Raw genomic sequence first — 11,903 nt, forward strand, 5'->3', positions numbered from 1 at the left:
TTTCCACAGGAAATGGAGGGGGTAGAGGGTTTACTCAACGCTCGCCCGTAAGGTGTCTGTAAGCAGAAAATGCAGCAACTGCTCCATCTCCACATGCCGTGACGACTTGCTTTAACGGATTATCGCAACAGTCACCAGCGGCAAAAATACCTTCAATGTTTGTTTTCTGCTCCTTGTCAACCTTTATGTATCCCATATGGTCTCTCTCAACTCCGAGTTCCGCCACAATATCTGTTGCAGGTCTCATGCCTATCGCAATGAATATTCCGTCAGCATCAATCTTGACCTCCTCCCTCTTCTCTCTGTTGTATACAACAACTTTCTCAACCTTCCCTGATCCAATGATCTTTCTCAGTGTTGTGCTCGTGAGAACTTCAATCCCCCTCTTTTCTACTTCCTCTATCAACGCCCTTTCAGCTCTGAAAGAGGGAGTTCTTGATACAATCGTGACCTTGCAGCCAATATCGTGCAGATATATCGCGTCTTCAAGAGCTTCCTTACCGCTACCGTAGACAATCACCTTTTTACCTCTGAAAAAGTTTCCGTCACAGGTTGCGCAGTAGCTCACGCCCTTTCCAATAAAAGCACTTTCTCCCTCAATCCCCGCCTCTCTGTGTTTTCCACCGGTTGCGACGATAACAGTTTTTGTTTCATACTCTCCATTCTCGGACACAATTGTGAATGTCTCACCGTGTCTCTCAATTCTCTCCACCTTCTCCATCTTCCACTCAGCTCCAGCTTTCACAGCCTGCTCTTTCATCTTCTCAAGAAGCTCCATTCCGCTGCCCTCAAAGCCCGGATAGTTTTCAATCTTTGCAGCAAGGGAAAGCTGGGAGACAGGGTCTACAGTTTCGAAGAATACAGTCTTAAGGCCATATCTCGCAGCATATAAAGCAGCAGTCAAACCTGCTGGGCCTCCACCGATTATCGCCACGTCATACATGAAGTTGGTTAGTTTGAATGACTAATAACATTTGCCCGCTTTTGAATTTGGAATAAGCTCGCGGCTATGGACAGCCACTTGAGTATACTGTCCAAGCATTGTAGCTTCTGAGCAATTTTTTGATCGGCAAATTCCTTAAATGTTATACTACTGTAAACTCTTTACTCAAACGATCCGGTGGAGGAGAGTGTGGGGGGAGAAAGGCAGAGGGGGGTGAACACTCAGTATTACGGCAGGAAGAGCAGAAAATGGCGTTAATAGTAGAAGCAACAGCTTCCATGGACGATGCAGGCAGAGTTGTGATGTGTTAGGGGTCTTGGATGAAGCAACGACTAAGCACACAAGCAGTGTAGGGCATATATTGTTGCAAGATAAATCAGTAAGACCGACAGCTTTGGGGAGGGTTAATATAGAAGAGCCAAAAAGTTGGTTTGGCATAGACATCATAAGAAGAGAATTGATGTGCTTCGTAGAGATGGGAATTGAATAAAAAGTGCAAAATCAGAGTTTAAGACAAAAACTAAAACTAAATAGAGAAATAAAAACAGGAAAATAGATGCTGTAGTTCTGAGAAAGCTGCGGTTCATCAAATCTTTCTATACAGGAAAGAGCGTGCCTCAGGCAGCGAATGAGGTTGGAATTAGCAAGGTTACCGGCTACATATGGCTTGATGATGGGAACGAGAAAGTTTAGAGAGCCTAAAAACTCAATTACGGAGGAAAAAGACCTTCTGAGCTAAGCGAAGAGTAGAAATGGGGGTTGAAAGCCATTCTGAAGGAAAAAGATAGCTGGACAACTAAGTTAGAGAACTCATCAAGGAAGTTCGGGGTGGAGCACTCTTTAAGACTTATTAGCAGAATACAGAAATCCTTAGGAATAATGTACGCAAAACCCCTACCAGTTAGACCTACAGAAAGCCTGAAAACACCAAAGAAGTAAAAAACTTGACGAGGCTTTAAATTCTCACAAAGACTGCATTATCGGATTTCTGGACGAAAGCTCACTTTAACTTACAGTAAACTCAATGCTGCAGTCTTTTAGCAAGTCGTAAAAAAGAGCACGACAAGGCTTAGGACTAATACTTTCGGTTTTTATGCAATAAACGGGAACGGCGTTATTGATTTCAAGGAGAGTTCAAAAAGGAGGATGTATGTGAGTTTCTGGAGGAAATAAAAGAGACAAATCCCGATAGTCCAATAGTTGTAAATTTCGATAACTTATTGGGCAAATAAAACAGAGGGGATTGCTGGTGAAGTGGGCATCATTCTGGTGTTCTCTCCTCTTTATTCTCTAGATTCGGATCCGATAGAGTTCATATGGAAAAGCATAAAGCGAGAACTTTTCCTCTGCAGATAGAAACTCTGGGTGAGCTGAAAAACGTAATTAGGAATGGCTTTAACAGATTCAGTAAGAGTTTGGTTTCGCAAAGATGATGAATTCTTAATTAGTAAGGTTTGTTATGTCGAACACTATAGATTGCTGATGGGAGAAGTTACAAATTTTAACTATTTTTAACCAAACCCCGTGTTTAAAATGTAAATCGCAAAGACCACCAAAACGTTCAGGCAGAGGAGGAGTATTCCGATAATCGTCAAAATCTTCCCATGTATCTTGTAGTTGCTTCTGTTACGCAGCAGTGTGCCAGTGAAGATCAAAAACACTGCAAGCAGAAACGCTCGCATGCTGAAACCGTATTCCATTCCCAAAAGCTTTAGGACGAGAGCCAAAACATTCATGCTCTCACCAAAAATTAAGATGGGGATGCATCCACAATTACATCCACCCAGTTGCCGTTGTTATCCACGCACTTGAATAACCAGACGATCTTGTAATACTTTTGGTTTTCGCTCCCCGCATAGTAAGCAAGTTTCACCTCTCTGACTTCAAGTTTTGTACCAGTATAAAGCGGTCTGCTCAGCAGTTCTTCCTTTTTGAGTTTTGTGAATGCCGTTTCGGCTGAAATTATCTGTTTTTTACCCGCCTCCTTAATCTCCCGCCATAGCTTTGAGATGTAGATTATTTCGTTTTCCGCAACCGCTGCGACGATACCGTCAGCAGCTGGGCCTATGACTGGAATGCCGTTAATCTCCCTTCCGTAAATTATACTCACGAACTCCGGTTTTTCTCTTACGACCTCTCCAGTTTCCGTGTTCATAACTTTAGTTGTTATTGTTTGAACGCTTTTCAGCACAAGACCGTCGTATTGGTCAGACAAGCTTAGAATCTTAATTGCTTCACTTTCACTCGGCACATATTTGACTTCTTTGAGATTTTTCTTTGGTGGAATTAGTGTTCTTTCCACATCTGTTATCCTGTACACCGTAGCAACCTTGATTTTTGGAAGTTCCGTTTTCAAAGTTATTTCAGCTTCGCTGCCCAATGGTGCTGGTATAGGTTCGTTGAGATTACTAAACCATGCGTGTAAGGTTGTACCGATTGCTACAGTTAATATAAGGGCAATCAATCTTAAACCTACCATTTTTAACCACCTCCAGAACAGACCCATTCTCTGTAAACCACCTCGTTGTCATCTGGATACTCGTCCGGCTCCACGTTTCTCTGACCCCATAAGCGATCGTTGTAAAGCTGGTTGGAGTTGTCTGCAATGATTACGGCTTTTATTGTACTATCGTATCCCTTGTACGTTTCCGTAGTTGCGTGATAGTAGGCCCAGTACAAATCCCAGTCCCATTCAATTGCCGCCTTGAAAAATCTCTCAAGCAAATCGGTGCTGGTATATGTTGTTGTTGAGAAACCCATAATCATATGAGTGTATTTCAGAGCTTTTCCCCATGCCCGTACATCACTCAATACATTGCAGCTGTGCAAAAACACCCATTCGTTGTTAAAATCCCACTTTTTCTTGAGATCGCCTGGAGAGACTATTGCTCCGGGATTGAAGCAGAAAGAGTAGTTCCACAATGCCAACCAAGTACCAGTTACAAATTTGTATCCGTGTCCGAAATGGAAATGGAAATCAGCTTCATCCAAACCCTCATATCCGCTGTTTTGCGTACCAAAGTCAACCTTCTTAACCTCGGCATCGGCATGGCGAAATTCTCTGCTCCAACCTGCATTTTGTAACCAATTTTCCACAACGTTCGCCTCCAATTCCCCCCACGGTATCAAGTCACTTGCCTTACACGGTTGAGATACTGGACTGTAAAGGTAATCTTCGACATACGTTATTCGAATACGTGTACCCACTCGCAGTTGCAGGTAGCAGACCTAAAATCAGACCTAAAAGAGCTGTCCACTTCACCGCATCACCTCCCTTAAGCAATCTAAGCAAAGATTCACAAAAAACCACAGATTTTGTTAGAGATTTTTCTAACTTTTTCGCAACTTTTTTAAAGAACGTAACTGACACTTCATGGCAAATGACAGAGATTGAAGTGAAAGCTGAAGATGTGAGAGTTCTCCTAAATAAAACAAGACTATCCATTTTGAAACATCTGTGGCGGAGAAGATATACGGCATCAGAGCTGTCCAAGATTCTCGGTTTGGCGAAACCAACGGTAATTTACCACCTTTCCATACTTGAAAAGGCAGGATACGTGAACAGGATCGAAGACGGTAGAAAATGGATCTATTACGAGCTTACAGAATCTGGAAAAAGAACTTTGAAGCTAAAAGCTGTTAAAGTGATTTTAGTATCTTCCCTCGTAGCATTTGTGCTGGTACTTGTACTTACAATGCCTATTACCACTCAAAAAACGGTTTCCAAACCCCTGGGCGTCGCTATGTCTGAAGCTGTAGTGATACTGTTCATGATTTTTATAGTAATATCAATAGCGATATATGCATCCTACCGCATCATCAGAAGCTAACAACTACTCCTTTTTCCACCCAAGCAGCCTCTTCTCCCCCTCCAACTTCTTGATGTCTGTAATATCCTGCACGACTTCCAGCGTTCCGAGATATTCCCCGCTACCGCCCCTCACGGCAAAGTATCTGATGTAGATGAACCTGCCACCCATCTGAATCCAGAACTCCGCTGAGTCTTTCTCACCTTTCCTGAAGACATCTTGAGAATAAGCCCTATATGTAGGGTTACTCAACGAAAGGGCTCTTTCTGGGCATGAAGATGATGATTTTAATTGACTACAAGACTCTAACATCTTTATTCTTCCACATATATCCTGCTAATGTTCACGAAAGCAGAATTTGTCTTCTAATTTTAGAAATACTAAGAAGGAGAAGTTTATGAAACGATTGCACTGCTATGATTTCGAACCGGTTAAAAAAAGAGATGTTCCATTTCTGTCCTGTTAGCAGAGAAACATTTGAGTTGATTTTAGGGAAAAGAAGGTTATTTAAAAATTATCATAGTGGTAAGATGAAGAAGACTCTATAATTAGTTAGGTTTGTTACGTCAAACACTATAATTTGGGGTTCCCGCACGGCAAACTCCTTAGCTTACTGAAAACCTGAAAGCCATCCTCAACAGCTCAACTTTCAGCTTCTCATTCAGCCACATGGCATGTGAGATCAAGAAGTTATACAGCTCACTTCCTTCTCTAAGGCTACTAATCATTCTCGGAATATCAATTTCCATTGGGCAGTTTTTCTTACACTTTTTGCACGATAGGCAGAGCCTCAAGATATCTTTATCTCCTTTAATTGCATCAACCAGAGCAAACCTCCCACCGGCGAATCTACTACCGTAAACCGAATGAGCTGGGCAGTTGGCGACGCAGTTTCCGCATCCGATACAGTAAAGAATTTCTTTGAACTCAGAGGCAGATATCTCGCCCCTTCCGTTGTCGAGCAGGATGAGGGCAATGTTCTCAGGACTACCGGATTTAATTAGCTTTTTCTCAATGTCTGCTGTTTTAGCATGTCCCGATATTATTTCAATAAATGAGGGTAGTATCTCACCTGTAGCGAAGAAGCTCTGAACCTTTGCAGCAGCAACAGCATCCTCAAGAGACGGGTAGACCTTGTCTATTCCTGTGAGGATTATCCACTTCTTCGGCCTATGCATTACCTCGTAAATGTTGCCTTCGTTGTGAATAACGACAATAGCTCCCTCTCTTGTTATGGCATTTGCTCCTGTTATCCCAACTGCAGCCTTTTCAACCCTTTTTTTTATATCTTCTCTCAAAACTTCAACAATTTTTTCTGCTGACGGAACGATTTCTGTCTTGAAATGGTTTGAGAGTTTTTCGGCAATCATTTTAACTGAGAGATGGGCCGCAGGTCCTGTAGGATGTGAAGCATCTTCATTCAGAATCTGAATAATTCTGTCCCCTATATCAGTTTCTACTACCTCAACACCCCTGTTCTCAAGCTCCTCTCTCAGACCTATCTCCTTTGCTACATTTGATTTTGACTTAACAACAACTCTTTCACCCTCCAGAAGCTCAGTTACTACCTTTATTGCATCATCTTTATTTTTTGTCAGATACACGTCAAAACCTTTTTTCTCAAAATTTTCGATAGATTCACTTAAAAGCTCTCTATTCCCAATGCTCCTCTCCCTCACGCTCCTAATTTTTTTGGCGATAGATTCAATCTCAGGATACCTTTTTATGTTCTCCTTCTGTCTCTCTCTCAGCAGCTTGAAAGCTTTGTTCATTGCTACGAGCTTTTCAACATCTTCCCTGTTCACAAAATTTTTACTCATGCGAGAATTTAACATTATTCGTCCATCTCATCAAACCCTATATCGCTCCTCTTCCCAATCAGAAATTCAAATTCCTGAGGTGTAATAATGGGCTTTTCAAATCTCTCTGAATCATCGTAGCTTATTCTTGGGCAGGCTGTGTTGACATAGAAGTCGTAGGAAAGGTTGAAAAGCTCCTCAGCCCTCACGTTGTTGAGGTAGATTATGTGGGCTTTTATACCCTCCTCCTCACCCTCCTCTTTCAGCCTTCTCGCCAACTCCATCCTCCTTTGTCCGGGCTTTGAAGAGACAATTATGCCAACTTTGTTTTTTCCTACGCATTTTGAAACGATGAAGTATCTCTTTTTGACAAAATTTTCTACATCAACTTCCTGCATCGTCCTGTTCAGCGGGTTGAAAGTGTAAACCCTCTTTTTCGTGTATATGGCAGCACCAATCGCATGAAACAACCCATCACCGATAAAAACAACAGCGTCAGCTTTACTATCTCTGAGAACTGAATAATTGCAGCCCAAAACTTGACCTGGATAGTATATTCTTCCACTCCCTCTTCCAATCTCAACCTCGTATCCCCTACCCCTCAGCCACTCCGCAACGTCCTTCAGCCTGTGAGCATATTGGGCAGTAGAAGTTAGGGCAATCCTCCTTTCCGGAACATCTATTTCAATCTTGGGATTGTAGTCAACAAAGTAGGGAACGTAAACGACCCTTTCAATGCTTAGTATGGGTGTGTGTGCGAAATGGAGGACACAGTCAACTTCTTCGAGAATGGCTGTATCAATATCGCATGCACCGTAACTCGTTTCTCCCGAAATCAAAACTTCAAAACCTCTCCTCTCAATTTCGTTCGCAATATCAAAAGCATATCTTTTAAGCCCATCAGGAAGCTGAATACCGACCCTCTTCACATTTTTCAACTTTTCAAAGGGAATCTGGAAATTTACCATAAAGAAAGGATGTCATTAGATTTATAAAATACTCCGGCAAGTTAGTCTCGTGAAGGATATCAAGAAGCTTGATGCTTATCTCGACAAGCTCAGGATAAAGGATAAGGATGAGGAGGAGAGGAAAATTTATGCGGAGGTGTTGGATGGCAGAACACTCAAAACCCTCTACAAGTTGTCGGCGAAGGGTTACATAACTGCACTTGGAGGTGTTATCAACACTGGGAAGGAGGCAAATGTTTTCTATGCGGATGGATTCTTTAATGGCAGAGAGGTTGGGATGGCAGTTAAGATATACAGGATTGAAACCAGCGAGTTCGATAAAATGGACGAATACCTGTTCGGAGATGAGAGGTTTGATATGAGGAGGATATCGCCCAAGGAAAAGGTGTTTATCTGGACAGAAAAGGAGTTCAGAAACCTTGAGAGAGCAAAGGATGCTGGGGTGAACGTTCCTGAACCATTTATCTATATGAAAAACATTCTGCTCATGGAGTTCATAGGAGAGGATGAAATTCCAGCCCCAACACTTGTCGAACTCGGCAAGGAGTTGAGAGAGTTTGATGTTGATGAAATTTTCGAGGATGTGTTGGAGAATCTGAAGAGACTTTACACTGAAGCCGAGCTTGTGCATGCTGATCTGAGCGAGTATAATATCATGTATTTCGACAAAGTTTACTTCATAGACATGGGACAGGCTGTGATAAAGAGGCATCCGATGGCTGAAAGCTATTTGGAGAGAGATGTGAGAAATATTGTCAGATTTTTCGGCAAATTTGGTGTTAAGGCTGATGCAAGTGAAATTCTGAGCGAAGTAAAAGGTGGTTGAATATGAACGTTTTGGAGATTGAAATTCCTGAAGACAGGATTGGCGCTCTTATTGGTAAAGAAGGGGAGATTAAGAGGTTGATAGAGGAGAAAACGGGTTGCAAGCTTAGGGTTAGCAGCAAATTCGGTTTTGTTAAGGTCGAGTGTGAAGATGCTCTTGGTTTCATGAGGGCGAGGGATGTTGTAACCGCAATAGCGCATGGCTTCTCTCCGGAAATCGCCCTCAGACTGCTGGATGATGAAATGCTCGTTCTTGAGGTTATTGACCTCTCAACTATCGTCTCTGAGAGCGCAATGAGGAGGATCAAGGGAAGGATAATCGGGAAGGAGGGCAAGATGAGGAGGCAGATTGAGGACATGCTGAACGTGAACATCTCAATCCATGGAAAGCATGTTGCGATCATAGGCGAAGCTGAGAACGTTGCCGCTGCAAGAGAGGCGATTATGATGCTTGTTGATGGTGCCCAGCACTCGACTGTGATAAAGTTCATGGAAAGGAAGAGGCGAGAGTTGAAGTCGAGAAGTCTTGAGTGGTTATGAGCTGGCTGATAATAACTGAAAAGGACAATACAGCAAGAAGAATTGCCTCAATTCTTTTTAAAGATGTTAAGATTCTGAAGAAGGGAAGAATCAGCTACTACCACTCTCCATCGAATAATGCTTACGTTGTCGGGCTTAAAGGACACATTGTAGAGCTTGATTTTCCGAAAGAGTTTAATAACTGGGCGAAAACACCTCTTGAGAAACTTTTAGAGGTTGAACTCGTTAAGAAGGTTAAGGAGAAAGGAATAACGTCGCTTTTGAAGACTCTTGCCAAAGATGCCGATAGGGTTACTGTAGCAACGGATTATGACAGGGAAGGAGAACTAATCGGTGTTGAAGCCCTTGAGATTGTGAAGGGCGTAAATCCGAAGGTTAAAGTGGATAGGGTGAAATACAGTGCTGTTACGGAGCAGGAGATAAAGGCAGCTTTTTCCAAACCCGAAAAGGTGGACTTTAATCTGGCAAACGCTGCTTTAGCGAGGCAGAAAATTGACCTGATATGGGGTGCAACCCTCACAAGGCTTATTTCGGTGCATTCGGGCAAAATGGGAAAGGAGTTTCTAAGTGTGGGGAGAGTTCAGACCCCAACACTCAGGTTGATAGTAGATAGGGAGACAGAGATTCAGAAGTTCAGGCCTGAGAAGTATTACGAAATCTTTGCCGAATTTGAGAAATTTACGGCAAAGCATCCAAAAAAATACAGCAGTAAAGAGGAGGCAGAGAAAGTATTTTCGAAAATAGGAGAGACTGCTATAGTTGTGACTTTCAGTAGAAGTGAGGTTGCTGAGGCAAAGCCCACACCCTTCAACACAACTGAATTTCTGAGAGAAGCATCGAGGTTCATGTCACCATACAGGGCAATGGCAATCGCCGAAACCCTCTACATGAATGGTTACATCAGCTATCCGAGAACCGATAACACAGTTTACCCTAACACTCTTAATCTCGTTGGAATAACGAAATCGCTGGCGAACTTGTTTCCAAAGGAAGTGGAAATTGTGCTGTCGCAAAAGAGAATTACACCGTCGCGCGGGAGGAGAGAGACGAAGGATCACCCGCCTATCTACCCAACGGGAGTTGCAAGCAGGGATGAGCTTTCAAGGGATGAGTGGAGGATTTATGAGCTCGTTGTCAGACGCTTCCTTGCAACTCTTGCTCCAAAGGCTCTGTGGGATGTCAGGAAAGCTGAGCTTGAGAGTAATGGTGTGAGACTTGTTGCAAATGGCAGAACCCTCATCGAGCCGGGATGGAGGGCGATATACGTTTACTCAAGGGCTGAAGAGAGTGAGATTCCAATTCTGAAGAAGGGCGACAATCTCAGGATAATTAAAAAGAGACTTGAGGAGAAGGAAACCAAACCACCAGCCCGCTACTCTCCCCCCTCTCTTATAAAAATGATGGAAAAGCTAAATCTCGGCACAAAGTCAACAAGGCATGAGATAATCCAGAAACTCATTAGCAGGAGGTATATTCATGGCAACCCCTTCAGACCGAGTGAGACAGCTTTTTCCGTAATAAATGTCCTTAAAAAGGAAGCTGAGACAATAACACTGCCTGAAATGACAGCAAAACTCGAGGAAGAAATGGACATGATTGCTGAAGGTAAAAAGGAAGAAATGGAGGTTGTTGAGAATTCAAAAAAGATGCTCATGAAGATTCTGAGGACGATAGATTACAGTAAACTGAGCAAAGAATTGAAAGAAGGGATTAAAAAAGACCAAGTTCTTGGCAGGTGTCCAGAATGTAAAGGAGAACTTGTTTTAAGAAAGTCTAAGGCGAAAAAGAGGTTTATCGGCTGCAGCAACTTTCCTGATTGCACCTTCACACTCCCACTACCGCAGAACGGAACTCTGTATGTCACGTCCAAACTTTGCAAGGAACATGGGATCAAAGAGGTCAAGATCAGGACGAAAAAAGGATACTGGAACCTTGGCTGCCCTTACTGCAACTATCTCAAGTGGAGGGAGGAGGATAAGTAAACTAAAGACCGCACACGATTTTTGTTCCAGACTCTGTTAGTCTGTAACTTCTCTTATCCTTCACAACAAAACCAAACTCCAGCAACAGATTGAGATGTCTGTCGAGAATATTGGGGTTTAACTTCGTATCAACCATGAGTTGGGTAAATCTTTTTGGTCCATCTTCGAGACTGCAAAGTATGACCCCTATTCCCTCTTTATTAGTGATCTTTGGGATGCTCCCTATGGACACGTTGCCATCTTTGGCAATCTCTGTCACATTGTTCTGTTTACTTCAGATTTTTTAAATTTATCTATTTCTGAGTATCTTATATTAAATAGTGATATTTGGGTAAAGTTAATAATCAAAACTGGAACTTCGGTTGCTCTTACTGTGTCAACTTATCTTTTCTTTAAACAAGCTTAGTAAGTCCTCAATCATTGTAACAACCTTGTCTCCTATTTCTGTAAGTCTGTATAGGCCATCCTCTTTTGTTATAAGATCGAGTTGTATCAGTGCCTTGAGATGTCTGTCAAGAATGCTTGGGTTAAGCTGAGTGTCGAACATTAGCTGGGAAAATCTCTTTGGACTCCTCTCCAAGCTGTAGAGTATATCACTTACTCCCTTCCTCGCAATAACCTTGAGTACGTCTTTTAGATTGAAAGCAAGTTCTTCCCCGACTCTGTCCTTGGCTTCTATCATTTTCGGCACCAAAAGGATGTTTGTTCAGTTAATTCTTAAATTTATCTTTGGAATTAAAAATTATATCAAAGAAATTACATTTATGTTAGTGGGCAAAGTCCTTATACCTTTGCACCAAATTGTATTTATGAAAGCAGGCTCAATAGCCTCAAATCCCAACAAGCTAAGGATAATGAATTTGCTTGTTAAGAAAGAACTCAATGTTGATAGGATAGTCAAGTCAACAAGACTACCACCAAACCTCATTAAAGGCTTAATCGAGGAACTCCTCAAAGAGGGTTTTATTGAAGAGAAGGAGGGATTTTACTTTGCGACAGATGAAGGCAAAAAAGCTCTGAAGACTTTGAAAGTGTGA

The 11,903-nt window shown here is 42.3% G+C and carries 15 protein-coding genes and 2 pseudogenes; 8 read left to right on the forward strand and 9 right to left on the reverse strand.

Annotation, left to right across the window (positions count from 1 at the left end; translation table 11 throughout):
• Positions 1-34: 34 nt before the first annotated feature.
• Entirely contained in the window at positions 35-943 is a 909-nt protein-coding gene (gene trxB / locus BP688_RS05095) for a thioredoxin-disulfide reductase (protein WP_290624118.1), read from the reverse strand.
• Positions 944-1,247: 304 nt separating this feature from the next.
• Between trxB and BP688_RS05100 the strand changes: the two genes are divergently transcribed.
• Together BP688_RS05100 and BP688_RS13555 are read left to right on the forward strand one after the other, a co-directional pair.
• Positions 1,248-1,433, forward strand: coding sequence for a hypothetical protein (locus BP688_RS05100; RefSeq protein WP_290624552.1), 186 nt, complete (start codon positions 1,248-1,250; stop codon positions 1,431-1,433).
• A gap of 77 nt (positions 1,434-1,510) precedes the next feature.
• Positions 1,511-1,636 (forward strand): hypothetical protein, encoded by a 126-nt coding sequence (locus BP688_RS13555; protein ID WP_394329821.1) that lies wholly within the window; start codon positions 1,511-1,513, stop codon positions 1,634-1,636.
• An 818-nt stretch (positions 1,637-2,454) separates the two neighbouring features.
• Here the strand turns inward: BP688_RS13555 and BP688_RS05105 are convergent.
• From BP688_RS05105 to BP688_RS05115, 3 genes are read right to left on the reverse strand one after another with little or no spacing between them, the layout of a single operon-like run.
• Positions 2,455-2,679: a hypothetical protein gene (locus tag BP688_RS05105; RefSeq protein WP_290597916.1), complete on the reverse strand. Its 225-nt coding sequence runs from the start codon at positions 2,677-2,679 to the stop codon at positions 2,455-2,457.
• A 14-nt stretch (positions 2,680-2,693) separates the two neighbouring features.
• A complete protein-coding gene (locus tag BP688_RS05110; protein WP_290624116.1) occupies positions 2,694-3,422 on the reverse strand; it encodes a hypothetical protein in 729 nt (242 codons plus the stop codon).
• Between the two features lie 2 nt (positions 3,423-3,424).
• Entirely contained in the window at positions 3,425-4,150 is a 726-nt protein-coding gene (locus tag BP688_RS05115) for a DUF6345 domain-containing protein (protein ID WP_290597917.1), read from the reverse strand.
• Positions 4,151-4,323: 173 nt separating this feature from the next.
• Between BP688_RS05115 and BP688_RS05120 the strand changes: the two genes are divergently transcribed.
• The gene (locus tag BP688_RS05120; protein WP_290597918.1) at positions 4,324-4,773 is read left to right on the forward strand and encodes an ArsR/SmtB family transcription factor; all 450 of its coding nucleotides are present in this window, start codon (positions 4,324-4,326) and stop codon (positions 4,771-4,773) included.
• Between the two features lie 3 nt (positions 4,774-4,776).
• Here the strand turns inward: BP688_RS05120 and BP688_RS05125 are convergent.
• A pseudogene (locus BP688_RS05125) lies at positions 4,777-4,965 on the reverse strand (PAS domain-containing protein); the annotation flags it as partial.
• Here BP688_RS05125 and BP688_RS05130 point away from each other — a divergent pair.
• Positions 4,965-5,150 (forward strand): annotated as a pseudogene (locus BP688_RS05130) (transposase); the annotation flags it as partial. The pseudogenes BP688_RS05125 and BP688_RS05130 overlap by 1 nt on opposite strands.
• A 207-nt stretch (positions 5,151-5,357) precedes the next feature.
• Here BP688_RS05130 and BP688_RS05135 read toward each other — a convergent pair.
• Together BP688_RS05135 and dph2 are read right to left on the reverse strand one after the other, a co-directional pair.
• The gene (locus BP688_RS05135; protein ID WP_290597920.1) at positions 5,358-6,557 is read right to left on the reverse strand and encodes an LUD domain-containing protein; all 1,200 of its coding nucleotides are present in this window, start codon (positions 6,555-6,557) and stop codon (positions 5,358-5,360) included.
• A gap of 29 nt (positions 6,558-6,586) precedes the next feature.
• Positions 6,587-7,519 (reverse strand): diphthamide biosynthesis enzyme Dph2, encoded by a 933-nt coding sequence (gene dph2, locus BP688_RS05140; RefSeq protein WP_290597921.1) that lies wholly within the window; start codon positions 7,517-7,519, stop codon positions 6,587-6,589.
• Between the two features lie 49 nt (positions 7,520-7,568).
• Here dph2 and BP688_RS05145 point away from each other — a divergent pair, with 49 nt between their 5' ends.
• From BP688_RS05145 to BP688_RS05155, 3 genes are read left to right on the forward strand one after another with little or no spacing between them, the layout of a single operon-like run.
• A complete protein-coding gene (locus BP688_RS05145) occupies positions 7,569-8,345 on the forward strand; it encodes a serine protein kinase RIO (protein WP_290597922.1) in 777 nt (258 codons plus the stop codon).
• A gap of 2 nt (positions 8,346-8,347) precedes the next feature.
• The gene (locus BP688_RS05150) at positions 8,348-8,884 is read left to right on the forward strand and encodes a KH domain-containing protein (RefSeq protein WP_290597923.1); all 537 of its coding nucleotides are present in this window, start codon (positions 8,348-8,350) and stop codon (positions 8,882-8,884) included.
• Entirely contained in the window at positions 8,881-10,866 is a 1,986-nt protein-coding gene (locus BP688_RS05155) for a DNA topoisomerase I (protein ID WP_290624114.1), read from the forward strand. The genes BP688_RS05150 and BP688_RS05155 overlap by 4 nt, the downstream gene beginning before the upstream one ends.
• A 1-nt stretch (position 10,867) precedes the next feature.
• On the opposite strand, the gene BP688_RS05160 is transcribed toward BP688_RS05155, so the two are convergent.
• Both BP688_RS05160 and BP688_RS05165 read right to left on the reverse strand, forming a co-directional pair.
• The gene (locus BP688_RS05160) at positions 10,868-11,125 is read right to left on the reverse strand and encodes a winged helix-turn-helix transcriptional regulator (protein ID WP_290597925.1); all 258 of its coding nucleotides are present in this window, start codon (positions 11,123-11,125) and stop codon (positions 10,868-10,870) included.
• A gap of 117 nt (positions 11,126-11,242) precedes the next feature.
• Positions 11,243-11,548 (reverse strand): ArsR family transcriptional regulator, encoded by a 306-nt coding sequence (locus BP688_RS05165; RefSeq protein WP_290597947.1) that lies wholly within the window; start codon positions 11,546-11,548, stop codon positions 11,243-11,245.
• A gap of 127 nt (positions 11,549-11,675) precedes the next feature.
• On the opposite strand from BP688_RS05165, the gene BP688_RS05170 reads away from it, so the two are divergent.
• The gene (locus BP688_RS05170; RefSeq protein WP_290597926.1) at positions 11,676-11,903 is read left to right on the forward strand and encodes a winged helix-turn-helix domain-containing protein; all 228 of its coding nucleotides are present in this window, start codon (positions 11,676-11,678) and stop codon (positions 11,901-11,903) included.

The organism is Archaeoglobus sp. UBA230, from assembly GCA_002507545.1.
GTDB lineage: Archaea > Halobacteriota > Archaeoglobi > Archaeoglobales > Archaeoglobaceae > Archaeoglobus.

Excerpts from the sequence above, each read along its gene's own strand:
- trxB (WP_290624118.1), bottom strand. The coding sequence starts at position 943 with ATGTATGACGTGGCGATAATCGGTGGAGGCCCAGCAGGTTTGACTGCT.
- BP688_RS05105 (WP_290597916.1), bottom strand. The coding sequence starts at position 2,679 with ATGAATGTTTTGGCTCTCGTCCTAAAGCTTTTGGGAATGGAATACGGT.
- BP688_RS05110 (WP_290624116.1), bottom strand. The coding sequence starts at position 3,422 with ATGGTAGGTTTAAGATTGATTGCCCTTATATTAACTGTAGCAATCGGT.
- BP688_RS05120 (WP_290597918.1), top strand. The coding sequence starts at position 4,324 with ATGACAGAGATTGAAGTGAAAGCTGAAGATGTGAGAGTTCTCCTAAAT.
- dph2 (WP_290597921.1), bottom strand. The coding sequence starts at position 7,519 with ATGGTAAATTTCCAGATTCCCTTTGAAAAGTTGAAAAATGTGAAGAGG.
- BP688_RS05150 (WP_290597923.1), top strand. The coding sequence starts at position 8,348 with ATGAACGTTTTGGAGATTGAAATTCCTGAAGACAGGATTGGCGCTCTT.
- BP688_RS05155 (WP_290624114.1), top strand. The coding sequence starts at position 8,881 with ATGAGCTGGCTGATAATAACTGAAAAGGACAATACAGCAAGAAGAATT.
- BP688_RS05165 (WP_290597947.1), bottom strand. The coding sequence starts at position 11,548 with ATGATAGAAGCCAAGGACAGAGTCGGGGAAGAACTTGCTTTCAATCTA.
- BP688_RS05170 (WP_290597926.1), top strand. The coding sequence starts at position 11,676 with ATGAAAGCAGGCTCAATAGCCTCAAATCCCAACAAGCTAAGGATAATG.